This is a genomic window from Allokutzneria albata (assembly GCF_900103775.1).
Classification (GTDB): domain Bacteria; phylum Actinomycetota; class Actinomycetes; order Mycobacteriales; family Pseudonocardiaceae; genus Allokutzneria; species Allokutzneria albata.
In genome coordinates this window covers 3,866,533-3,892,066 of record NZ_LT629701.1, presented here as the reverse complement: position 1 = coordinate 3,892,066, position 25,534 = coordinate 3,866,533, and the positions used below count along the sequence as shown (strand labels likewise).

Genomic DNA, 25,534 nt, shown 5'->3' with positions numbered 1-25,534 from the left:
GCGCGGTGCAGACCCAACGCGATCACGTCCACGCCTACCAGACGCTCGTCGGGCGGATGAGCGCGGCGCTCTCGCTCGGCGACACCAACTACGCGGAGCCGCCCGCCCGCCGCGCCCTGCTGGGCATGGTGTTCGGCGTGGTGCTCGCACTGCTCGTCGGCGTCGGCTTCTGGGTGTACGGGCTGATCAACCCGGGCGGCAACATGGCGTGGCGCAAGCCCGGCGCGATCCTCATGGAGAAGGAGAGCGGCGCGCTCTACGTCTTCCGCGACGGCCTGCTCATCCCCATGCGCAACCAGGCGTCGGCGATGCTGTTCCAGGGCAACGGTTCCCGGATGGAGTCGATCTCGCGGGCCTCGCTCACCGAGCTCCCGCGCGGCCTCCCGGTCGGCATCCCCGACGCGCCCGGCTCGCTGCCGTCGCCCTCGTCGCTGGTGTCCACGCCGTGGCTGGTGTGCCTGCCGCAGAGCGGAAAGCTCAGCGTGAACCTCTCCCCGGACGCGGAGTCCAACCCGGTCGGAGCGGACAGCTACGCCTGGGTTTCCGCCGCTTCCGGTGAGCAGTACCTGGTGTGGCGCGACCAGAAGCTGCGGGTGGCCGATCCGAGTGTTCCGGTCGCGCTCGGCCTCGGCACCGGTGCCCCGCCGGTCGCGCCCGCGCCGTGGTTGGCGGCGCTGCCGGACGGCCCGGTGATCGGAGCGGCGGAGATCACCGGCTCGGCCAGCGCGAAGGTCGGTGCGACCACCTACCCGGTGGGCAGCCTGTTCAAGCAGGATGGCACCGACCGGTTCTACGTGTTGCGCAAGGACGGCCTCGCACCGATGTCGCGGACGGAATCCCTTCTGCTGCAGGCGAAGACCGGCAAGTCGGCCGTCGTGGTGGACGCGGCGGCGGTGGCGAGCGCGCCGCGCTCGACGGACACGGAGCTGACCCGGCGCATCCCCGACCTGGCCGCGGCGAAGGCGGTGCTCCCCGGCGAGCAGGTGCTCTGCCTGCGCCAGCGCACGGAGCAGACCACGGTGTTCAGCGAGGTGGTGACCACCTCGCGGGCCACCGGCTGGATCGGGATGAACGAGATCGTCGGCGCCTACGTGAAGCCGTCGACCGGGGTGCTCGTCGCCGCGGTGCCCGCTCCGGTGGAGACCGGGCGCAAACCGGACCGCTACCTGATCACCGACCGCGGGATGAAGTACCTGCTGGCCGACGATGACGCCATCCAGGCGCTCGGGCTCGGCGGGGTGACACCCCGGCCGATGTCCGCCGACCTGCTCGCGGCGATCCCGAGCGGGCCCACGCTCAGCCGGGCCGCGGTGGGCGTGAACGAGAAAGGACGTGGCTGATGGCTTCCCTGACCAAGCGCCGCCCTATCGCACAACACCGCAACCCCGAGACCCGTGACGGGGTCGAGATGACCAGCCACACCATCGGGCACGCGCTCGTGGTGTACCCGAAGGACCGCATGTCGGCCGAGCTGCGGACGTTCGCGCTGGGCCTGGCCCCCGACCCCGACCACGAGCTGGTCGTCGTGGACGTGCCCGCGGGCAGCCCGTTCTCGCTGTGGGAGTCCGCCGCCGAGCTGATGCCGCGCAAGCGCAAGGGCCTGCGCCTGGTGATCGGCGGCCGGTCGCGGGAGACCACCGCGCTGGCCGGGCAGTGGCTGGCCGAACGGCTGGGCAGGCCGGTGCTCGCCCCGGACGGCGCGGTGGTCCCGGGCGTCGGCGGCTCGCTGTTCGTCGACGGCGGTGACTGGGTTCGTTTCCAGTCAGGCAAGCCACCCCGGCCCGAGGCCAAGCGCTTCCCCCGCCCCAGCTGGGAGTCGCCCGCGCTCGCCGAGACGGTGCCGACCAGTTCGACCGGGATCGCCGAACCGCTTCCCGGCGGGGTGTGGCTGCGCCCGGCCAGCCCTGAGCCGCAGCTCCGGGTGCACAGGGCGCGACTGCTGGCGACTCTGCCGTGCCAGCCCGAGGTGTGCACGATCGTGCTGGGCTGCCCGGGTGCGGCGCCGGTCAACCTCGACGACGTCGCCCGCTTCTGGCGCGGCCTGCCATCCGCTGTGCGGGCACGGGCGCGACTCGTCCGGTTCGGACCAGTGTCCAATTCGGACGGTATGTCCTACGGGCAGGCGCTGGCGAACGCCTTCGGCGAGTCCGTCGTGTGCTACGCGGGTCTGCCGGTTGGCTCGCGGTTCGATCCGGCGATCTACACGGTGCAGCAGGACGGGACGCTGGGCTGGCGCAGCTTCGCGGAGGAGTTCGGTTACGCGCCACAGCAACCGGGACGTGTGCCGCCGCCGTGCCTGCTGCGTCACCGCGCACCCGTGCAGGGCGTTCCGGAGATCAGCCCGGCCGTCTACTGGTATGCCCCGGATGCCGTCGTGGAGGTCGTGCAGGCGGGATTGTGGCTGCGCCCGCCCTACGAGGTCGCGCACGGCCCCGTGGTGCGTTCCGCGGCGGCCGAGGCCGGACAGCACCTGTTGCTGTTCGAGGCGGGCACGGCGGAGATGGGCCGGCGGATGCGCCTGCTCGCCGAGGACGTCCTTGCGCGGCTTGACGATGCGACTCGGCGGATGAGCGGTGTGGTGCCCGCGACGGCGGTGACACGCGTGCCGATCAAGGTGATCGGACGGGCCATGGCGGAGCTGGAACCCGCAGCCCCCGCCGAGATTCCGGCTGCACCGGAAGTGCCCGAGGCTCCGAAGGTAGTCGAGGCGCCCGCGCCGGTCCTGCCGGAGGCGCCGCTGCGCCTGGAGAGCGCGCCGGTTCCCGACTTCTTCGGTGAAGAGCCTGTTGAGGAGCCGGTCGCCGTCGAGATCCAGGCGGTGTTCGCGCCCACCCCCTCACCTTCACCCTCGCCTGAACCTGTGGTGGCCGAGGTCGCCGTGGACGAGGTGACGCAGGTGCAGCCGACGCCGTCGACGGCCGCGGCGGCGCTCGTGCCCAAGCGTGGCCTGGACGAGGAGCGGTCGTGGCTGCGTCGCACCCTCAGTCGCGAGTACGCCACGGTGGCCAACTCGGTGGCCCGCGTCCTGTCCGAACACCCCGGCTTCCAGGGGGCGCTGGCCCGGTCCTCCGGCGGGGTGCTCACCGACGCCGTCGCGGTTCGGCTGTACCTGTCCGCGGAGGGCGACCAGGTGGACCTTCCGTTGCGGCTGGCCGAGGTAGGCCCGCACGTGCCGTTCGCGCGCTGCGTGGTCTCCGGGCTGAGCAGGCTGCCGTCGCACCGTGGCGCCACGGTCTTCGCGGCATCCCCGACGCCGGAGCAGTGGGAGCTGTACCGCAGCCGGAAGCTGTTCAGCGAGTGGGGTTTCGTCAACGCGCTCACCGCGCCGTGCGGCGGTCAGCAGGGCGACACCGATGTGCTCATGTGGTCGATGAGCGCGCGGCGCACGAAGCTCCTCGAACCCGAGACCGACCCCACCCCCGATCGCGTCCTGTTCGTGCCGGGCACGAGCTTCAAGGTGCTCGACGTGACCGAGCCTGCCGACGGCAAGCGGGGGCAGATCCTGTTGCGCGAGTTGGCGACCGGCGAGATCGACGCGGACGGCCGGGTCGACGGCAACCGCGTCTCCCTCGACGAACTGGCGATCAGCTCGCTGCGGCGGTGCGCCGAGACGTGGGCGTCCGCCGAGCACAAGAAGCGGATCGCCGAGTCCGCCACCGCCCGGTTCCGTTCGTTGCCGGGCCTCGTCCAGATGCCGCGCGCGGAGGGTGACTCCTGATGAACCGACAGCTCCTGGTGGTGGCGGCGGACCGGCCGGGTGCCTTCTCCACCATCGGCGCCGCGCTCGGCAGCGCCGCGGACGGTGCGACGATCAGCGTGCTGCCGGGCCGGTACGAGGAGAACCTGGTGCTGGACCGGATGGTCACCCTCGTCGCCGAGGACGGCCCCGGCACCGTGGAGGTCTTGGCGCACAAGGGAAGCGCCGTGGTCGTCGAGGCCGAGGCGGCGCAGATCACCGGCTTGTCGTTGACCTGCGCCGACGATTCGCTGGCCGCGCTCGACGTGCGGCTGGGCGAGGTGGCGCTGGACGACTGCCGGATCGCCGCCGCGTCCTGGGCGGCCGTGCTGGCGCGCGGGCAGGGCTGCGTGGTGCTGCGCGGCTGCTCGGTGTCGGCCGCCGGTGGGGCCGGGTTGGTGGTGACCTCGCCGCTGCCCAGCACGGCCGAGGACACGCTGATCACTGATGTCGCGTCCTCCGGTGTGGTGGTGGCGGAGCAGGGATCGTTGGTGCTGCGCCGGGTCACCGTGCGCAAGGCGGGCGGCAACGGCGTCTGCGTGAACGGGCGCGCGCACGCGGTGATCGAGGACTGCGAGATCGTCGGTGCGGGCAAGCCCGCGCTCGTGGTGGAGCAGGAGGCGAGCGCGGACGTTCGCGATCTCAAGGTCAGCGGCAGCGCCAGCCTCGACCTGTACGTGTTGAGCAGTGGGACCGTTTCGGTCGTCGACTCGGATTTCTCGGGTGCGGCAATGCAGTCCGCGCACATCGCCGGTGGAGCTTCGCCGCGCTTGCGCGGGTGCAGGTTCGCCTCCGCCGGGCGCAATGCCGTTCAGGTCACCGGAGGTGCTTCGCCGCGCTTCGACGACTGCCGTGTGGCGGACAGCCCGGTTGGCGTGGTCGTCGACGGCGCTTCCTCACCGGAGTTCGGCGAGCTGCGCGTCGAAGGCTCGACTCACGGCGTGCTGCTCGTGGGTGCGGAGGCTGCTGTCGAGCTGAAGGGGTTGCGCGCCAAGGCTTCCACTGGTCCCGGCGTGATCGTGAAAGGGAAGTCGCGGCTGACCGTGACCGATGCGGCCATCGAGGTCGCGGACGTCGGCCTCGCCCTCAGTGAGGGCGCGAGCGCTGATGTGTCCGACTCGGTGCTGCGGGGCAGTGGAGCCCACGTGGGCGACGGCAGTCTGTCCATCAAGGACAGTGAGATCGTCGACGCGGCCGAGGACGGGATCAGCGTGGACGCGGGCGGAGTGCTGCACGCGATCCGCTGCCGGGTGCGGTCCGCGCGGCGGCACGGCGTGCACGTGCGCAGCGGAGCGCGCGCCGAAGTCAGCTCGTGCGAGATCACCGGCAGTGGCGGGGAAAGCGTGCTGCGCGACGACGCGCCTGCGGAGGAGGTCACCAGCGACATCCCGGTGCCTTCGCGTGAGGAGCCGGCCACCCTGGGCGACGCGGCGGGCTCGATGCTGGAGGGGCCGCTGGCCGAGCTGGACACGCTCGTCGGGCTGGACGGGGTGAAGCACGAGGTCGTCGGGCTGATCAACCTGATCAAGATGACCCAGCGGCGGCAGGAGATGGGCCTGCCCATGCCGCCGATGAGCAGGCACCTGGTGTTCGCGGGCCCGCCGGGAACCGGCAAGACCACGGTGGCGCGGCTCTACGGCGCGGTGCTCGCGGAGCTGGGCATCCTCGAACGCGGGCACATGGTGGAGGTGGCGCGCGCGGACCTGGTCGCCCAGTACATCGGCGCGACCGCGATCAAGACCGCCGACGTGGTCAGCAAGGCCATGGGCGGCGTGCTGTTCATCGACGAGGCGTACACCCTGTCCAGCCAGTCCGGCGGCAGCGGCCCGGACTTCGGCCAGGAGGCCATCGACACGCTGATGAAGATGATGGAGGACCACCGCGACGAACTAGTCGTGATCGTCGCGGGCTACTCCGGGCTGATGGAGAAGTTCCTCGCCTCCAACCCCGGTATGGCCTCGCGGTTCTCGAAGACGGTGGAGTTCCCCAACTACAGCGTCGACGAGCTGGTCACCATCACCACCAACCTGTGCCGCAAGCACTACTACGAGCTGACCGACGACGCGGTGCGGGCGCTGACCGACTACTTCGAGCGGGTGCCGAAGGACGACACGTTCGGCAACGGCCGCGTGGCCCGCAAGCTGTTCGAGGCGATGGTGAGCAACCAGGCGTCGCGGCTCGCGCTGTACCCGCCGTCGAAGGACGCCGAGCTGAGCAGGCTCACGGCCGAGGACCTGGGCGCCGAGCTGACCGCGCTGGACGAGGTCGCGCCACGGGAGTCCGGCCCGGACGCCGGAACCGACCCGTTGGGCGCGGTACAGGCCAGCCTGTCCTGGCGGCGGCTGTCCGGCCTTTGTGGACTGGAGACCGTCCGCGAGGCGGCCGGGCGGAATCTTGTGCAGCTGTGCGAGCTGAAGAACCGCCGGAAACCCTTGGGGCGCCAGGCGAACGTCGTCCTGTCGGGAGTGGTGGGCTCGGGGCGACGCGCGGTTGCCGACTTGTACGGGCAGTGCTTGTCCGAGCTTGGTCTGGTCGGCGTAGGCCACTCGGTGCGCGTGTCGGTCGGTGTCGACCTGTGCCCGCGTTGGCCAGGGCAGGCCGCGAGCCTGGTCGCCAAGGCCTTCGAGGACGCGGCGGGCGGAGTGCTCGTGCTCGACGCCGACGGGCCGTGGATCGCCGATCCGGCCGATCGCGGTGGCGAGATCGCGGAGGCGCTCGTCGAGGCGGTCCGCCGCAATCCAGGCGGCCCGGTGGTCCTGGTGCTGGGTGAGCAGCAGGCGTTGGCGCGCCTCTTCGAGCACTCGTCCGTCCTCAGTGGACTTTTCGGCGAGGTGTGGGACTTCGGCGCGTACGAGGTGGCCGAGCTGGCCTCGCTCGCGGTGCGCCACCTCGCGCGCCGCGGTCACGAGGTCCCTTCGGACGTGGCGCTGGCCTTGCGGGAACTCATCGAGAGCACCCCCGATCGCACGGCGCACGGTGCCCACCAGCTCGCGCACCGGCTCGCGGCGACGGCGGCCTCCCGCACCCTCGCCGCTGCCGATCTGCACGCGCTGACCGGGCGAGTGGGCGCGGTGTGTGTCGGTTAGGGAAAGGACTCCCTGCCCTTCCGCACCAGTCCTGCGCTCGCGGTCTTGTCCGGCGGTGCGCCCTGCCCTGCACTGGAAGGGCACAGTCAGGAGGTACGTGATGTCCGCTTCGCACACCGAGCAGTTCGAGCACCTGATCGCGCGCTACCGCGAGCAGTACGAGGCGCTGCGGGAGACCCAGCAGCGGCTGCGGGAGATCTCGTGCACGGCGACGGCTCCGCGCCAGGCGGTGTCCGTGACGGCCGGGCACGGCGGCGTGATCAAGGACGTGAAGTTCCCGACCGGCGCCTACAAGCGGATGGCGCCGAACGAGCTCGCCGCCGCGGTGCTCGGTGCCATCACCGAGGCGCAGAACCTGGCGACCGCCGAGGCGGCCGAGGCCGTGGCGCCGTCGCTGCCCGAAGGCGTGGACGCGCGACGGCTGTTCGCCGGTGAGGTGGACCTGCAGACCTTGCTCGCGCCCGAGCCGCACCTGAGCGACACCGTCCGCGACGTGCTGAAGATCAGGGACTAGGAGACTCCAATGCCAGCGAAGTCCAACCCAGGCGGCAATTCCGGGTCCGGTCCGAGCCCTTCTGTCCCGCCCCCGCCTCCCACGCCGTACCGCGGTGGTGGCAACGAAAAGCTCAGCGTCGACACCGACGGGATGCGCAAGGGCGGCGACCGCTATCGCGATGTCGGCGACGTGTTCCACACCTTCGCCACGCAGCACGAGCGGTTGCTCAGCTACAAGCCGCTGCAGAACGGCGAGTCGGACGAGACGTGGGAGAAGTTCGAGCCCGACTACCTGAAGGGCACGCGCGGCTTCATCAACGGCGTTCGCGGGCTCGCCCAGCTCACCCGCGCCATCGCCGACGGTGTCGACGACATGGCGCTGGGACACGAGAAGACCGAGCGGAACAACATCGAACTCAGCCGCTCCCTCCTCCGCAAGCGTTCCTGACCCGCTTCCCGCTATGGACGAGGTGCCGCGATGAGCATCCAGTTCGACCCGGAGTTCGACTGGGCGTGGATCCTGCTCGTCGGCCAGAAGGCACCACGGGTGGACGTGGACGCCACGCGCAACCTGTCCACGTCCTGGCACACCAGCGCGCAGCAGCTCGCCGAGATCACCGCGCGGCTGGACGGGCTGGCCGACGGGGTCGCCGAGAACGTCGGCGGGCGGACCGGGCGGGCGTTCCGCGAGTTCGTCAAGACCGTCGCCACCGCCGTGCCCGCGCTGATGGACCTCGCCCACGGCCAGGCGAAGAACCTCGACGACCTGGCGCTGATCGTCGAGCACACGAACTACTCGATGATCATCGAGATCGCCTGGTTCCTGGCGTCGATCGCGTGGGCGCTGCTGAGCCCGTTCACCGCGCCGCTGATCCCCGGCATGATCACCGCCGCGCGCACGGCGGTGAGCAAGATCATGGCCAAGGCGCACTGGCTGATCCGCCTGCTCGTCGCCGCCATGGAGGAGGGCATCGAGGAGGTCTTCCAGGACGCCATCGCCCAGGGCATCCAGTTCCTGCAGGGCAACCGCACCAAGTGGGACGTCACCAACACGCTCACCTCGCTCGCCGCCGGTGCCGCGGCGGGCGGGATGATGAGCGGGATGCACATGCTCGGCAAGAAGTACGTTCCCAAGGCCGAGGACAACTTCCTGTTCCACGGCGCCACCGAAGGCGCCACCGAGGGCATCGTCGGCGCGGGCGCGGCCGCGATCACCGGCGGCAGCTTCGACGACATCTGGACCGGCGTGGTCGGCGGCGGGTTCACCGGCGGCACGCAGAAGATCGCCGAGGACACCGGGAACAAGTTCCGCCCCAAGGAGGAGAACGGGAACCAGGGGCCGAACACCTCCGGTTTCAAGGACATCCCCGGCGGGACCGGCGCGGGCGGCGGCATCGGTTCCGGGACCGGTGCCGGTTCGGGTTCCGGCACTGGCACTGGCACCGGCACTGGCGCGGGTTCGGGTTCGGGGAGTGGCGCCGGTTCCGGCAGTGGCTCGGGTAGTGGTTCCGGGACGGGCAGCGGCAACGGAAGCGGTGCCGGTTCCGGGAATGGCAGCGGTTCGGGTGGCGGTAGCAACTCCGGCAGCAGCAACTCCGGCAACGGCAACTCCGGCAACGGCAACTCCGGCAACGGCAACAACTCCGGGAGCGGCAACAGTTCCGGTAACGGTGGCAGCTACGGGAATGGCAGCAGCTCCGGTGCTGGCAACAGCTCTGGGACTGGCAATGGTTCCGGGAGCGGCGCCAACTCCGGTAGTGGCAACAGTTCCGGCGCTGGTGGTTCGGACAGCAGTGGGTCCGGGGTCGGTGACTCGGACAGCGGGTCGACCAACAGTGGGAGCGGTGCGACTGTCGGAGGTCATGGCTCGGGCGGCAGCGGCAACACCTCCGGCGGTGGCAACACCTCCGGCGGTGGCAACACCTCCGGCGGTGGCAACACTTCCGGCGGTTCCGGCGCGAGCAACCTGTCCGACGGTGGCAACAGTTCCAGCACCGGCAACAGTTCCAGCACCGGCAACACTTCCGGCGGCAGCAACGGTTCTCCCGCCACTACCGGTGCCAACAGCACATCCGGCAACAGCACCACCTCGGGCGGCGGCGGTACGTCCAGCGTGAGCACCACTCCGGAAGGAAGCACCACGTTCACCGCCGGCACTCAGTCCAACGTCAGCACCACCGCCGGAACCAGCAGCACGTCCAGCGCAAGCACTACGTCCAGCGCAAGCGGCACGTCGAACGCGAGCACCACGTCCGGCGCCGCCAACACCTCCGGTGGCAGCACAACGAGCACCAGTACAACGAGCACCGGCGCGACAAGCAGCAGCACAACCGGTGGCAGCGGCACGGTTCAGAGCAGCAACACCGCCACCGCTCCACGGGACATCCGCACCGAGACCTCCGCGCCGAAGAGCGACACCACGACCGCGCCACAGCCACGGCAGCAGAGCCAAAGCAAGCAGGGGGTGACGCCGCAGGTCTCCGGGGAGAACCACGTCGCCCCACAAGCCCCGCCGCCGATGGACGTCGACGCGCCGGAAGGGCTTGACGGGACGACGGCGTGGAGCTCCACCGGCACGGCCGCGCACGATCCCGTGCGCGACGTCATCGGCATGCTCGGCCAACAGCAGATCGACACGGCCGACGCGCTCGCCCGGGTGCACCGCATCGTCCAGGCGGGCGGGGCGGCGAGGGCGCGGGCGGATCTCGCGACGCCGTTGAGCGACGCGCTGGACGAGGGACGGCTGGACTGGGACCAGTACGAGCACTTCCTCGTGGCGCTGGGCATGGCGGGCACGTTCATGGCGGATCCGGCCGACGAGCGCGTGGTGCGGTCCACGGCGGTGGGACCCGGACAGGAACCCGAGCAGCTGACCGAGGTGCAGCAGCTGGCGCAGAGCGTGCGGGCGCGGATCGAACAGGGGCAGTTCGACGAGGCGATGGCGTTGCTGACGCCGATCGGCCGGGACCAGCAGAAGATCTGGGCGGTGGGCGCGGCCTACCAAGCCGGGCACGGGACGAACCTCGAAGACGACCTGAAGGCGCTCAGGCCCGCCGCGGCGGCGTACGTCTCGCACGTGCTGGGGTGGTCCAGTGCGGCGCCGGTATCGGAGGAGCAGGCGCGTGCCTGGTACGAGGAGCTGCGCTCGCTGACGTTCGAGCACCACGCCGCGGGCCCGAGGCCGGTTCCCTTCGACCACCCGGAGGACGGGTGTTTCGTGCGCGCGCACCTGGGCGCGCTGCACCTGAACAAGCTCGGCGCCCGGCCGTACAAGATCTTCGCAGCGCGGGGCACCCCTCCCTTGGAGATCCAGTCGGAGAACGCCGATGGCGGACGACCCGGGCTGCCGGTCACGGTGACCTGGAACTACCACGTCGCGCCGGTGGTGAAGGTGCAGGGGGAGCAGGGCCCGTGGTGGGCGGTCTTCGACCCGGCCATGGACGCGGGGCTGCTCAGTGCCAACGAGTGGCTGGCGAGGATGAACCTGGGCGCGGACACGCGCCTCTTCGAGGGACCGATGGAAACGGTCGTCGACTCGCTCACCGACGACCTCCTCCTGAACAACCCGGATGGCTGGGACATCGGCGACCAGGGGATCTGGCCGACCGGGACGGCGGTCGCTGTGGTCACCGACGTGCGCGCCCTCGGGTTCCCCGCCCCGCTGAGCGCACAGCCCGGAACCGTGCGGCAGACCGACGCGCAGGCCCGGCAGTTCTCGGACATGCTGCTGGAGTACAGCGGCCGGGCCGCACAGCGGCGGGCGGAGCGCGAGCTGGCGGTGCTCCTGGCGATGGCACCGTTCTTCGCGATGCCCGCGGACGAGGTGCTGTCGTCGCTGCGTGACATCGCCGCGCGAGAGCCGCTCGGCGTGGTCGACGTGCTCGACCGCAACCCGGACATGGCCCTGCAACTGGAGTTCCTGCTGCCGGGCCGCGACGCCGAGGTGCGTGCGGCGTTGAACGCGACCGCGCCGTTCGCCGCGCCGCCCACGGTGGTCGAGGAAGCCTTGCCGGACAACGGAACCGAGCAGATTCAGGTTCGGGAGCTCCCGCCAGCGGTGCGCTCCGCCCTCGAAGACGCCCCGGTGCACCAGCGGGGCCGGATCCGGCAGCTGCCGAACCGAAGCGAAGTCGAGCGGTCCGCGTTCCAGGTCCGGCGCGTCACCGCGGACGGCGACACGGTGACCGAGGTGACCGTCGGCATCAAGCTGGTCAGCGAGCTGGACCAGGCCACGCAGGACGCCGTGTGGGCCGATGCGCAGCGCGGGGTGGACCAGTACTTCAACCAGCCCGATCTGCGGCTGCCCAACGGAGATCTGCTGCGTGTGCGGATCGAGCGGCCCGGCGGGGACGTGCCCGTGCACCACGAGGTGAAACTCCTGCAGAACGGGAAGACGGACCAGGTCCGCTGGCAGCCGGGGCTGCCGCCGGTCGTCTACGCCCACGAGATCGGGCACATGATCGGGCTGCCCGACGAGTACTCCGCGGACGCGGACCGGCTGGACGTCACGGGCAGCCTGATGGGGCGCAACACCGTGCGCGGCCCGGGGCGGAACGACCCGGTGCGGGCGATGCCGGACGTGCGGATGCCCGACCGCTACCTCCAGGTGATCGCGCTCCACATCGGGGACGTCCCCGCGCACGAGCGGTCCGCGGCGAGGGACCTCGCGCGGAGCTGGCTGGACGCGCGGATCGAGTTCGAGCGGCAGTCCGCGCTCTACGAACAGCGCCTCGGCACCTACCTGGCCGAGCACCCCGCGATCAACAACGAGATGGGCAAGCTCGCGCGCGCCCTGTGGGACCACACGGATCGGCGGGAGCGCAACAACTTCGGCGAGGACGACCGCATGCTCGCCGGGGCGGTCGGCACCGGGGCCCGCAACGAGCAGATCGTCAACTCCGGCAACCTCCGCGAGCGCGTCACCCTGATCTGGTCGGCCGCCCGGCACCCCGCGCTGGACAAACTCCTGCCCGGCCTGCACGACCGGCACCCGGTCATCCGGGACGAACGCGGGCAGCGGCAGCAGAGCGATGCCGACATCGCCTACACCAGGGCGAACGACGAGGGGCAGACCGACCTCGAAGAGTTCGAGGCGCCGCTGCGGACAACGGAGACCCCGGAGACGGTCCGCCCGCCGCTGAGCGAACGGGAGGCGGCCAAGGCGGTCCAGGACGGTCGGCTCACCTGGGCGCCCGCCAAGAACCGGATGGCCATGCGGGTCGACGGCAGCCTGCACCGCACGGCCGAGCACACCGGTGGGCTGGTGACGACCGGCACGTCCGGCTCGACGCACCTGGTCCTGAGCCTGGCCAAGCGGATGAACGAGCGGTGGAACCTCGGGCTGGACCTGAAGCTGCTGCGCCTCGGCCTGCTCGGGTTCATGATCTCCACCGGCCAGCACACCTTCCACGAGGTGATGCGGGCGAGCACGCTCACCGACCCCGGGCTGGACTACCAGGACGACTGGGGCCGGTACTGGCGGCTGGACCCGATCACCGAGCAGGAGCTGCGCGAGAACGTCGCGCTGGGCGGGAGGTTCCCGGACGAGCACGCGCTGGAGCGGGTCGACTGGGACCTGGCCGAGTCCGCCTTCGGCCCGGTCGTGCGCGAGGGCGGCCCGCAGCCGCTCGACGTGCAGGACCTCGGCAGGCAGCTCGACGAGCTGATCGACTTCTTCGACCTGGCCCTGGCCCATCAGGACGAGACCCAGCAGGACACCGCGCCGCCCCGTACCGGACGCCGCGTCCACTGGGCCGATCCGGTCGCCGACAACCTGCCGCGAAGCGAGCGCCGCGTGCGGTGGGCCGACCCGATCGCGGAGTACACCGAGTACACCGAACCCACCGAGGAAACGCCGCCCCCGGTGGAGCGGGCCGCTCCGCACGAGGTGTTCTCCGGGGACTTCGTCACCGATCGCCCGACCACCATCCGCTGGGCCGACCCGCTCGCGCGTCCGCAGCGGCCTCCGGCGGCACCGCCGCAGGACGTGCACGAGGACGACCTGTGGGACGTGGCGTTCGGGAACCCACCGCGCCGGGTGGAGCCCGCGCAACGGACGACGATCTCCTTCGAGAAGGGCTCGAAGAGGCTGGACCAGGACGGGCTGAAGGCCGTGCGGACCTTGGGCTACGGGTTGTTCCGGGTCCTCGCCCGGCAGCACCGGTCCGGGCAGCCGCTGACCCGGGTCGAGCTGACCGGGTACGGAAACTCTCTGGTACCAGGCACGAACGCGGGCCGTGAGCGCGCGGTGGCCGTCCGGGACGAACTGCTCCGCGCGATGCGGACGGAGCGCGACCGCCAGCTCCGCGAGGGGCAGCGGCGCGACCGGCTGCCCGATCCCGGCACCGTCCAGCTGGTGGTCAACTCGGGTGGGCGCGCCGACGACCGCAGCCAGACGGTGGTCGTCGACCTCTCCCACGTGGCGCAGGACAACCGGGTCACGCCGACCGTCGAGGACGATCACGACGTCCCCGCGGCGCCGCCGCCGGTGACGCAGGAGGAGATCCGCGACGTCCTGCCCGAATACCTCCGGGACAGCCGGAACCTGGGCCCTGCCATGCAGATCAGCTCGCTGCGCGATGCGGGCATCGAGGAGCAGCTCCGGCTGATCGCGCCGGATGTGCGCAGCTGGCAGGGCTTGGACACCGTGCGCGGACAGGTCCAGGGCAATGTCGGGTCACTTCTGGGCGACGGCCGGTCCTTCGCCATCAAGGGCGACGGCAAGCACTACGAGCTGACCGTGTCGGCGACGTTCGACTGGTCCGGCATGAACCCGTTGCGCGCCAACGAGGACGCGCTCAGCTCGATGTCGAAGGCCAAGGACAGCACGGTCACCAAGCACACTGACACGCGCGACCAGGGGCTCAGCCCGAACCTCGGGTTCAACGGCCTGCCGCCGTTCGTCATCGCCGTCACGCCGACCGTCCCCATTGGACCTTCGCTCGGCCGCAACACCGATCTGACGAGGGAACTCGGTGACGCGACGAAGGTCGAGGTGAGCCAGGCGCACGACGTCAAGGTCCCGGTGGAGCTGACCTTCACGCTACGGGACGAGAGCGGAGCGGCGCGCCCGAACCAGACGGCGCACAGCGATGTCGACCTCACCATCCCGACGGAGCTGCCGCCCAGGACCGAGGGCACCGCCGAGCCGATCACCACGCCGCCGCCGCGTCGGTTCGCGGTCGAAGCGGTCAGCGTCGAGCACGGCGAGTCCCCGGACTTCTTCACCCAGGTCGTGTCGATGCTGGGCGAGAAGTACCGCGGCGCCACCGGTGTCGGTTCCCACGGACGTGCCGTGCTGCGGGAATTCCTCGGCGACGGCAACATCAAGGCGAACCTGCCGAAGATGGCCGTGGTCGACGACGGCTCGAACCCGCAGGGCGGTTGGATTCGCTCCACGCCGATCTTCAAGGGGCGCAACGGGGGTGGCTTCGAGTTCCGGTCGAAGGTGACCGCCGTGGAGATGCGAGCCGTCGCCAGGCGCGTGCAGATCCGGGACACCAAGTCCGGCGTCAAGAGCACCGACTCCGCGCGGGACCGCGTCGTGCACTCCGGCACCGACACCACGGGCCGCCAGGGCGGGGCGAACGCCTTCGCCGGCGGTGGCGCGGACTTCCTCGGCAAGGGGACCTTCGCCGTGGGGCCGCACCTCGGCCTCAGCGGTGGGAAGAAGCACGGGCAGCGGCAGGATCACGCGATCGCGAGCAAGGACGACGTCGAGGTCACCGGCGACGCCGTCCGCTACGAAGTGGTCTACGACATCGAGGTGCGCCCGGTCGGCGGTCGCGCGCGGCGGCTGGACGGGTCCGTCACCGGTTACCAGTGGGCGACCGGGGACCGCGTCGACGGCTCCGGGCTCGTGTTCCGCTCCGGCGCGGACCGGACCCACTTCGGCCCCGCCGAGCTGGAGGGCGGCCAGGCCACGATGGGCACGTTCGAGGACTTCGGCAGCGGGGACTGGTTCTACCACTCGGTGGCACCGCTGCTGCGCAAGGTGCCGATGCGCAAGGGGTGGTACCTCAGCACGAGCAAGTTCGTGCGGCAGTTCGACGACCCGGCCTTCTCCGGCGGTCTCACCGGCCCGATCAACGACATCCTGACCAGGGACGAGCAGTTGCGCACCGCGCTGTCCGACCGGCAGCTGTCCCACCTCGTCGATCGCATGCTCGGCCCAGGACTGGAGATCCCCTTGGTGCGCAGGGGGTTCATGCACGACTACCACACCACGATCACCCTGCGCGCCACGTTGGGCAACCTGCGCGACGGGGACCTCCTCGACGCGAAATCGGTGCAGCGCGTCAAGGACGTCACCACCGACGAGAACACCACCAGCAAGGACGTCACCGGGAGCACCGGTGTGCAAGGGCGGGTGCTCGGACCCGTTGCCCCGTTGGCGGTGCTGCTCATGGGCATCCGGGGTTCGCGTTCCTGGACGAAGTCCACCGCGCTCTCCTCCGGCGGCGAGAACAACGTCAACCGCGCGCACGGCACCGACCTCGCCGAGGACGGCAAGCTCGGGGACCGCTCCTACCGCCGGTTCCGCGCCGATCTGACGATCACCGGTGAGATCACCTCCGACGTCCGGCTGAACCGGGCGATGCGCAAGGTCACCGTGGGCTCGCCCGGCCGCGACGAACCCGACTCCCGGCGGCTGCCCACCCCACCGCCGACCACGATCGAGGCGACGCTGCTGATCCCGGAGTCCTTGGTCAGCACGACGAACCCGGCGGCTCAGCCCGTGCCGGTGCGGCCCGAGGACCAGGACCTGACCGACCCGCCGTCGCCGCACGCGATGCCTCCAGGGGCTTCGCGCGCCTTCGACGGTGCCGAGGTGGTCGCCTTCACCGGCGCCACCGCCGTGCACCAGGCCGCGCGCGAGGTCCTGAGCCGAGCCTCCGACGGCGACCCCGTTTTCGGTTTCAGCGACGGCAAGATCTCCGACATCCTCGGCGCCCGGCTCGCCCCGGAGGCGCTGCGCAAGGACCCGAGGCTGTTCAGCAGGCCGACCGTGATCGACGGGCTGCACTACCCGCGCAGGCGGGAGGACGTCTTCGCCACGCTCGGTGTGTCGTTCACGCCCACGTTGTCCGCGCGGCAGATCACCGCGGAGGAGTACGAGCAGGTGACCCGCGAGACCGCGGGCAGCACCAAGATCACCGGCGCTCGCGGGGTGAGCGACAGCTACGGCGGCTACGTCACCGGTGTGGCTCCCCTGAAGGGAACCGATCCCATCGGCACCGGGGACACGACGTACTCCTTGGGCGGCTTGCTGATCGTCTCCGCCTCACCGTTCACCGCCACCCGGGGCAGCAGCACCACAGCGGAGCTGGAGAGCGGTGAGCGGGTCACCGTGACCGGGCCGCCGCAGAAGAAGATCCTGGTCCGAGTGGACCTCAACGCGACCGTCGTCGCGGAGGTGCAACGCAAGGGCAACCTCGACTTCGACATCACCGCGCCGAAGGACCCTGTTAAACAGGGGAAAACCATCACGCTCCCGGAGTCTGTGCTGGTGTGGCTGACACCTGAGCAGGTGGAGGAGCTGAGCACGGGGCGTCCGCCGGTTCCGGAGAAGCCGACCGCGCCACCCGCCGAGCGGACCCTCGCGGCGCCGTCCTCGCTGCGGGCGACCAAGCCCTCCATCGGCCTGGGCGGGGTGACCGATCCGATCGACCTCACCTCGCGGATTCCCGCACTGCGCGAAGACCTTGCGCGCAGGCTGGGACCGGAGATCGCCAACCGCCTGCTGCCGGAATCAGCGCGCGAGACGGGGCACCAGAACCACCGTGCGCTGATGACCTTCCTCTCCGATGCCAACCGCTCGATGCACAGCCTGGTCAACGGGGGCCGGATCGCCCCGCTGCGGCTGGAGGACCGGTTCAGCGGCAAGACCTACTACGTCTCGGTGAACGCCACGTTCGCCGACGAGCCCGGCTTCTCCGGCATCAAGCACGTCGACAAGCTCAAGGTCACCAACAGCGCGACGCTGGGCGACAAGGTCGAGCGGAGCAAGGGGCGCACCTTCTTCACCCTGTCCGCCTCGGTCCGCGCGGTGCTCTCCCTGAAGCAGAAGGCCGTGGAGGTCCAGCCCGCGCCGACGACCGGGCACGGACCGGCGGACGGCACCATCGGGCTCGGCGCGGGCGTCCAGGGCGAGTTCGGGGGACGAGCGCGCAAGAAGACCGACACCACCACGGTCGCCCACCTCCAAGCAGGTGAGACCTCAGGCCCCGTCGCATCCTTCCGTGGCGTCCTGGAGGTGGACCTGCGCATCGACCGGCACGGGGAGACCGTTGCTCAAGACGTTGTGCGGGAGCAGATCGGCATCACCAAGCTCGTCGAGGAAGCGTTCCCCGAGCCCGTGCGCGACGGCCGGTTCGGTTCCGCCGAGGAGCCCACTGAGGTGGCCGCGACGGATCTCACCGCGAACGCTCTGAAGGACTGGCGTGATGAGCCCGCTCCACGACTGCCCGCGACCGGCACGTACTGGGCCGAGCACTTCTTCGGTGACATCGATGTGCTCCGGCAGGCCGCCGAGACCGCGCTGACGGACTCCGGCGCGACGATGACCGCGCAGGCCAAGGCAATGCTGCACGCCGGCCTGACCCCTGCGGCGGTGAAGGCGGCGTTGCCCTCACAACTCGACGGGAGCTTCCGCATCCCTTTGCCGACAGGGCTCGGTCGTGACCTTGAGGTGCACGTCAGGTTCCCGAACACGCCGCGCTTCGCCAGCACGAGCGCGACGGTCAAGGTCAGCGGCTGGCAGAAGACCACCGACACCCTCGAAACCGAGGTCGTCACCGGCAACGCGTACTCGGCCACGAACGTCCTGCCGGCAGGCGGAGGGGTTACGCACCCCGAGGGGAAGAACGACTTCGCGGAAGGGCGCAACCAGTTCGGCGCGATGAGCGGTTCCGCGGCACGCCAAGCAACAGTGCTGGAATCGCAGCCGTCCGCGAAGCTCACCCAGACCGGCACGCACCACAAGCACATCACGTGGAATCCCCAGTCGGCCGGAGCGGTCCGCACCGACGAGAAGATGACCCGCGCGCTGCTGGCCGATGTCGAATTCCGCTTTGTGGCACGGTCGGCGAACAAGGTCGCAGGTCGAGAGGTAGTCGTGCGCGACGGCTACGTCATCCGGATGCGCGACGCCGATGCCCAGGCGCTGACCGGGCACACACTGTCCGATTCCCTTGTCACCGCAACGAAAGACCTAGCTGCCCGGGGTGAGGAGTGGTCGGCTGCTGCGCGCGCCCACGACGTCGCGCGCGATCGCCTGGAGAAGGCGCAGCGCGCGGTGGACGCCGACGACGCACGGGCTGCGCAACGCCGCCAGGAGCGCGAAACCGAACTCGGTGAACTGCCCGGCCGCATCGCGGAGCAGGTGAGGACGGTGAACGAGCTGCGCGGCGAGTTCAACACTGCCACGAGGTTGCTGCTCGACGCCGAGTTCGCCGTTGACGGGCTTGCGACGCTGCTCGCCGCCGAAACGGACGAGCAGTCCGGCCTCAACTCCGCATTCGACGAAGCCGTTGCGGCGGCACGGCAGCGAGCGGGCGACCGCACCACTGCGCGGAACCAGCTCGCGACAGCGGAAGCTGCCCTCCGTGCCCTGGTCGATCGCAGGAACAGGCTCTCCGCGGACACGGGTTCCCTGACCGACGCCGGGGTTCGTGCGCGCTACACCGCCGCACTGGAAGCGAGGAAGGCAGCCGCGCAAGCGGAACTGGACGCGGAGACGGCATGGTGGAACGCCAAGAACGCCTATGACCGCGAGATCGCGGCGGCCCAGGATCCCTACGATTCGAAGCCGTTGCCGCCGACCCCGCCGGGAGACACCGAGAGCGCTTGGCGTGAGGACTCCGCCGAGTGGCAGGCGATCCTGGAAGCCGACGCACAGGGCGAGCCCTCCGGCACGACCACCGAGACCAGGGGCGGGGCTTGGCTGAACTTCCTCCGTGCCCGGCAGAACCTCGCCAAGGCCGAAGAGGTCCTGCCGGTCGCGGAAAGCTCTCGTGCCGCCCTCACCGTGCCGGACGCCGTCCGTCTCGCGCGCAGTGAGTACGACAAGGCGACCGCGGACCTGCGGGCGTGGGGCAACGATCCGAACCGGCTGATCGACGAGTTCGGCAAGTGGACCGCTGATTCGGTCCGCAAGCGCCCGCGGGCGCTGGGAGGCGCCGACACGAAAGCCCAGCCCGAGCCGCCGATCGTCTTCCAGACGACGGCACCGACCGTCACCGCGGCCAAGAACGCGTTGCGGGCCGTGAACAGCAAGATCAGGCTCGTCGAGACGGTTCTGCAAGGCAACCGGCGCGTCGTGCGGATCGAGGTCCCCGACGCCGTCGGTTCCAAGGACGTCGCCGCGAGCGTCCTCGGTGGCCAGGCGAACACCCTGGTGTTGCGCCCGAAGGGCTCCGGCGGCCTCATGGTGCGCAGCGGGCTGGGCGACCACGTCCAGGGCGCGCACGCGCTGGCGCGGATGATGTTGGCGCCCAAGGGGAAGAAGCTGACCCGACAGGAGCTGGCACGGCGGCTGGGCACCGACGCGGCGCAGCAGGACAAGGCGCTGGTCGGGCAGTACCGGACAGCCTTGGCCGATCCGAGGACCACTGAGCTGGCCAAGCGTTGGGGCGTCAACCAGTTCGCTCGCGCCAAGGTGGGGGAGGCCTACGTCCTCGCGCCGGTGTCGGCGCGTTCGGACGCGAGGATGGACTACTACCTCGTCCCGGTCATCGCCGAGGAGCCGGACGGCACGCAGATCCTCCTGGAGACCAACGGGAACCAGGTCACCACCCGGGTGCTCGGGCCGGATGAGAACTTCTTCGACGTCTTGGGCCGCAGTGGCCACTTCGAAGCGCCGCTCGCGGTGGTGATGACGGCACTGCACCCCGCGCCGAGCCAGTACGTCGAGTTCGACCGGGGTTCCCGGGAACTGGGCGCGCTCACCGCCTCTCCCCGGTCCTGGCCGCCGATTCCCGAGGTCAACGGAAAGGACTTCGACCCGACGCAGCTCGTCGACTCCGAGTACGCCGGTGCCACGTTCAGAGCGATCGCCGAATCGGAGGACGTCGACCGCTTGACGAACGAGGTGGACCGCATCGGCGGCGTCGTCGCGGCGAAGGGGAAGCTGGAACGCTTCGCCGGGCAGGTGGCCAGGCTCGCCACCTGGTTGCACGCCGAGGGACGGCCGATGCCGACGATCACGGTCACCGGTACCGCGGGCAACCACCCGTGGTGGGGTCGCGCGGAGGCGGTGGGCAAGCAGCGGCGGGTCGCGGTCGCCGATGCCGTGCGCACGGCGCTGGAGGACGCCTTCACCGAGCAGGGCGTCCAGGTGCCCGCCACCGACGTGAAGATCAAGATCCGCGCCAAGGCCGACTGGTGGTCCTTGCTGCGCCTGCCCGCCGATGTGCGGTCGCAGACCCGGCGCAGGATCACCGTCACCGTGAACCACCCCGCACCGGAGCTCGTTGCGCCGCAGGTCGATCCCGAGCCCTCGCAGGACGACGACGATCTGGCGCAGATCGAGAAGGTGATGGGCAAGCTGCCCAGCACCGAGTGGGAAGCACGGATGCAGGCCGCCGCCGACGAGATCGGCGACACCGATCAGGAACAGGTGTTGCGCCGCGCATACGAGGTGCTGCGAGCGGAACGCGCGGGTGAACAGGCTCCCCCGCTGGAGGAACCCACGGAACTGTCCCGGCAGCAGCGGGACTTGGCGGACTCCGCCCACCTCGTGACGACGGGTGCGGGCGACTTCTTCGACGCGCTGCTCGCGTCCGTTTCGGAGCAGCGGTCTGATCTGGCGGCTTTGGGAACCGATGGCCTCCGGGAGCGGGTCGCGCACCGCTTCGTGTCCACCATGGCCTCAGACCCCTCGTACTTCGACGAGTTCCTGGGCGGTGGTAGGAGATTCGACCTCGCGGGACGGCTGTTCGAGCCGGGCACGGAGTCACTGGTGATCCGGCTGGCCGCCGACGAGTTCGGCCTGCTGGTCACCCTTGTCCGTGACACCGGGCCGAGCGAGTCGGCCGGACGCCCGGGTGGGACACCAGCGGTGCTTTTCATGTCCACTTCGGACAGTGGTCGATTCCTGGGTTCGGTTCTGGAGAACACCGGAGTCCTGTCCAGCAGGCAGCGCGCGGTGCTCGGTTCGTCGCGGCTTCGCACGACGGCGGGCGGGGACTTCCTGACCGCGCTGCACGAATCGGTCTCCGGACAACGGCCCGACCTGGCCGAGCTGGGTCCTGGCGGCTTCAGGGAACGGATCGCGCACCGCTACGTGTCGTCCACCGCCGCCGATCCCCGCAGCTACGAACAGTTCGTCCGGCATTCGAGCCGGGAGGACGTCGCGGCGCGACTGCTCGACCCCGCGGCGCGCGACCTGGACGCGTTGCTGATCACGCTGGCGGCGGAGGAGTTCGGCCTGCTGATCACCCTCGTCCAAGGCACCGGGCTGGCCGCGTCGGCCGGCCGGGCGGACGCGGCTCCGGTGGTGCTCTTCGACGTGGGCGGTGCGCACTTCCGGGGCTCGCTGAGCCAGCAGCCGCCGCCCTCGCTGCCCGAGGTGGAGCGCGTCGCGGGCGGGTTCGTCACCGAGCTGTTCGACGCACTCGACGTGGAGGTCCCACCCGTCGTCGCGCCCCCGCTGGTGAGGGCGGGGATGTGGGCGGGGAGGCACCCGGCGACCGACGCTCCGCTCACCCCGGAGCGACTGACGAACGAGTTCGGGATGCCCAGGGTGAACCAGGACAGGTTCCAGCGGCTCGCGGACCGGTTCGCCGTCGTCTTCGACGTCCGGCCGACCAACCCCGACTCCGTGGCGTGGCTGGAGCGTGGCGCGGTGCCCAAGCCGAAGGACATCAAGGCCAAGACGATCAACTCGCTGGACGTCCACCTCGGCGCGGAGGAGGACAACATCGGCCTGGTCGGCTACTTCAAGCCGCATCCGCCCGAGAACGTGCCCGCGGACCTGCGGCAGCGCGTCGAGCGCCGGTTCGCCGACCGCACGCGGGAGTTCGCCGAGCTGGCCGAGGAGATGGCGCAGCTGGAGCGCGAGGACCGGTATCGGGTTGTCAACGGTGTGGTGCAGGCGAACACCGACACCGGCTACCGCGACATCACCGGCGACCACGACGTGTTCGACATCCGGATCCCCCTCGACGGGCGGGCACTGTCCACAAGGGACTATGACGACGTCGTGTGGCTGCTGACCCGCCGCGGCATGGGCGTGCAGCACGGCGCGCACCTGTACTGGGAGCCGCAGGGCGCTTTCCAGCAGAAGATCTACGACGACATCGTCGCGCGGCACCGCTCCGACTCCGACGGTGCCGAGCCGCTGATCCGCTTCAGCCCCGGCGAGCCCCCGCGGCTGGTGTTCGCCGACGAGGGCGAACGCCTTCCGGCCATCGAACCCTCGCAGGAAGCGATCGTGGCCGCATCCGCGCTCGTGCACACCTACAACCACTATCCGCCACGGCTGGACGGCGCCGACCCCGAGGCCCAGGAAGCCGTGCGGCGGGTGGCGTTGCGGTGGCAGGAACACGGGTACAACTCCGCGTTGACGCTCGCCAAGCAGATGGGCAAGAAACGCGGCGTGCCCGTGTACGTCGGCCCTTCAGGCGGCGTTCTGTTCGACGCACCCGCGGAGTACGGCGACTTCGCCGGCTACGAGCTGATCGCGAGCGAGGAGCGCTGGGAGATCCGTGGCGAGGAGGGCATGCCGTCCGTCGCGTGGCACCGCGGCGCCAACCTGATCGCGATCTACGACCTCCTCGGTCCGCACGACGGGACGTTCGTCTCCGACCCGGACGGCAGGCTGCTCACCAACACCGCGGTGTTGGAGTGGTACGTGGGCACCATGAACAGCGAGGCGGTGGCGTTCAGCCAGTACCGGACGACGAGCCTGCCCGAGGTGCACACCGCGGCCCCGAACCCGCCCGTCGAGCCGGGAACCGTGGCCATGCCGGGCTACGCCACCGACGTCGTGGGCATCCGCCCGCTGTGGCGCCAGGACTCCGGAACCCTCTACCACTTCAGCAACAAGTCCCCTGAGGAGGTCGTCGCCGACGGTGGCCTGCTGCCGAAGGGCACGGGCACCGGTGCGCACCTGCTGGACTACGTCACCAACTCCCGCCGCGACACCACGTTCTTCAGCACCACCAGGGATCCGCGGATGATGGCCAAGGTCAGGGAGATGAACCCGGACCGCCTGATCGACTCCTCCTACCGGTACCTGTACGTCCTCGACGTGCCCGGCGGGATCGACGTGAACGCGACGCTGGACGTCGCATCGCCCTTCCCCGACCAGCAGGAGATCACCTTCCCCGGAGGAGTCCGCCTGGAGTACGTGACGGGCTACCAGAACCTGGTCGACGACAGCCCGGTCGGCGACGTGCTCCCGTTGCCCGGGCCCGAGGTGCCGACGCCGAACCCGGTCGTCACTTCCGACTACCTGACCGAGGGCGAGCCCGTCTTCGAGATCAACCCACCGCTGGTGGTCGAGGAGCGCCAAGGCTTTCCCGCCTTCACCGTCACGCCCGGGCCGATCACGATGGAGCACCCGCCGCTGCGGCTCTCGGGTGACGGCACACTCGCCGTGAACGGCACGACCCCGGTCAACGGCGTGGCGCCGACGACGGAGTCCCAGGACTTCTTCGCGACCGAGGACGTCATCACCGCGGCACAGGAAGCCCTGCGCCGAACGGGCTCCGGGGTCGAGCTGGAGCGGCGGGACACCCGCGTCGTCCTCACCCGCAACGGTGACGTGGTCGTCCTGCACCGGGTGGTGCCACGACTGAAGGAGCCGGGAACGGATGTGTGCCGCGACTTCGCCAAGCAGGTCATGGGCGCGCTGCCGGACGCCTTCCTCTTCCGCGGCATCGACGGCCGGACCGCGCTCGCACCGGTCGTGACCGATCACAGCACCGAGGTCACGGGAAGCTTCCACCTCGCCGACGGGCTCGCCGATTTCGCTTACGGGGAAAGCGATCCCGTCGAGGCGACCATCGACTGGGCCGTCAACCTCGTCGCGCAGGACGAGCGCACGATCGGCGGCATTCCCGGCCGTCCTCTGCCCGGTGCGCGCTACGGCGCGGCGCTGAACCACCGCCCGGGCAACGAGGCGACCCGCAACCGGATGGACGAGGCCACGCGGCGGATCGGCATCAACCAGTTCGCGTGGGCCGAACCCGGCGAGGCGTACGCGTCGATCGCGGTACCGGGCATGGACGCGGACGGCAACCCGGACTACCGGCACAACGCGGCGCGCGAAACCGACCTCAGATCCCACTACGGCTACCACTTCGCCACCGTGGTGGCCGAGAGCGCGGATGGCCGGACGCAGATCACTCTGGAGAACGCCGCGCGCCGGGGCAAAGTCGAACGCGTGGTCATGGACGCCATCCAGCGCAATCTCGAACGGCACGGCCCCGATCTGGGGCAGATCATCGAGCAGCTGGACGCCCGCATCGACGAGGCGACCGCGACGGGCGACACCGCCACCGCCGCGGCGCTGCGGGGCAAGCGCGACCTGGCCGATGCGCTCGCGAACCTGGCCTCCGCTGAGACCGAGGCGGAGACCGCCGCCGCGCACCGCCGCGCACGAGCGGCGATGCTCAAGGAGATGAAGCTCCCGCCGTTCGGCGAGCAGTGGTACTTCAAGATGTACAGCAAGGAACCAGGTGAGAGCTTCTTCGAGCAGGGGGCGGTGTTCTACGAAGAGCGGGCACCGAGCGAGGTCGTGAACCCCCTGGTCGTGGTCACCACCGGCGGGCACCACGAGATCCAGCCGGTCACCGTCACCTTCGAGGTCAAGCAGAAGTCCGTCGACGCCGACCGGCAGCGCGGGATCCAGTCCAGCGCGCGCCGGGTCGCCAGGGCGGCGGTCTGGCTGCACGCCCACGGTCATCCGCTGCCGGTCGTCACGATCACCGGCCACGGCTTGGGCGGGCTGCGCGGCGCGGCACGAGCCCAGGCGACAGGACTGCTCCGCGCGCAGAACGCCGCCGAGGTGTTCCGGGAGGCATTGGCGGCGGAACTGGCCCGGCTGCAAGGAAGTCAGCCCACGCTGACCATCGCGGACCTGGAGCCGCGGCCGGTCGCCGGAGCACGGGAGTCCGGCGACGACTTCACGGCACGCCGGGCCGTGGTGACCGTCGAGTTCCCGAGGCGCCGAGGCGCGAAATCTTTGTAGGACAAGGAAAACGCCGTTGAC

Annotated in this window: 6 protein-coding genes; all 6 read left to right on the top strand. The window is 70.5% G+C overall.

Annotation, left to right across the window (positions count from 1 at the left end):
• Window positions 1–5 precede the first annotated feature (5 nt).
• The 6 genes from eccB (at window position 6) to BLT28_RS17140 (ending at window position 25,513) form a co-directional block, all read left to right on the top strand.
• Window positions 6–1,340 (top strand): type VII secretion protein EccB, encoded by a 1,335-nt coding sequence (eccB, locus tag BLT28_RS17165; protein ID WP_030430379.1) that lies wholly within the window; start codon window positions 6–8, stop codon window positions 1,338–1,340.
• Complete coding sequence (locus BLT28_RS17160; RefSeq protein WP_030430378.1) at window positions 1,340–3,718, top strand: hypothetical protein; 2,379 nt, start codon at window positions 1,340–1,342, stop codon at window positions 3,716–3,718. Before eccB ends, BLT28_RS17160 begins: the two co-directional genes overlap by 1 nt.
• Window positions 3,718–6,822: a right-handed parallel beta-helix repeat-containing protein gene (locus tag BLT28_RS17155; protein WP_030430377.1), complete on the top strand. Its 3,105-nt coding sequence runs from the start codon at window positions 3,718–3,720 to the stop codon at window positions 6,820–6,822. The genes BLT28_RS17160 and BLT28_RS17155 overlap by 1 nt, the downstream gene beginning before the upstream one ends.
• Before the next feature lie 100 nt (window positions 6,823–6,922).
• Window positions 6,923–7,336 carry a YbaB/EbfC family nucleoid-associated protein gene (locus BLT28_RS17150; protein ID WP_030430376.1) on the top strand — a complete coding sequence of 138 codons (414 nt, stop codon included), beginning with the start codon at window positions 6,923–6,925 and terminating at the stop codon, window positions 7,334–7,336.
• A gap of 9 nt (window positions 7,337–7,345) precedes the next feature.
• On the top strand, window positions 7,346–7,765 hold the full coding sequence (locus tag BLT28_RS17145; RefSeq protein ID WP_156051083.1) for a hypothetical protein: 420 nt from the start codon (window positions 7,346–7,348) through the stop codon (window positions 7,763–7,765).
• A gap of 30 nt (window positions 7,766–7,795) precedes the next feature.
• Window positions 7,796–25,513 (top strand): protein-glutamine glutaminase family protein, encoded by a 17,718-nt coding sequence (locus BLT28_RS17140; RefSeq protein WP_030430374.1) that lies wholly within the window; start codon window positions 7,796–7,798, stop codon window positions 25,511–25,513.
• Window positions 25,514–25,534 lie beyond the last annotated feature (21 nt).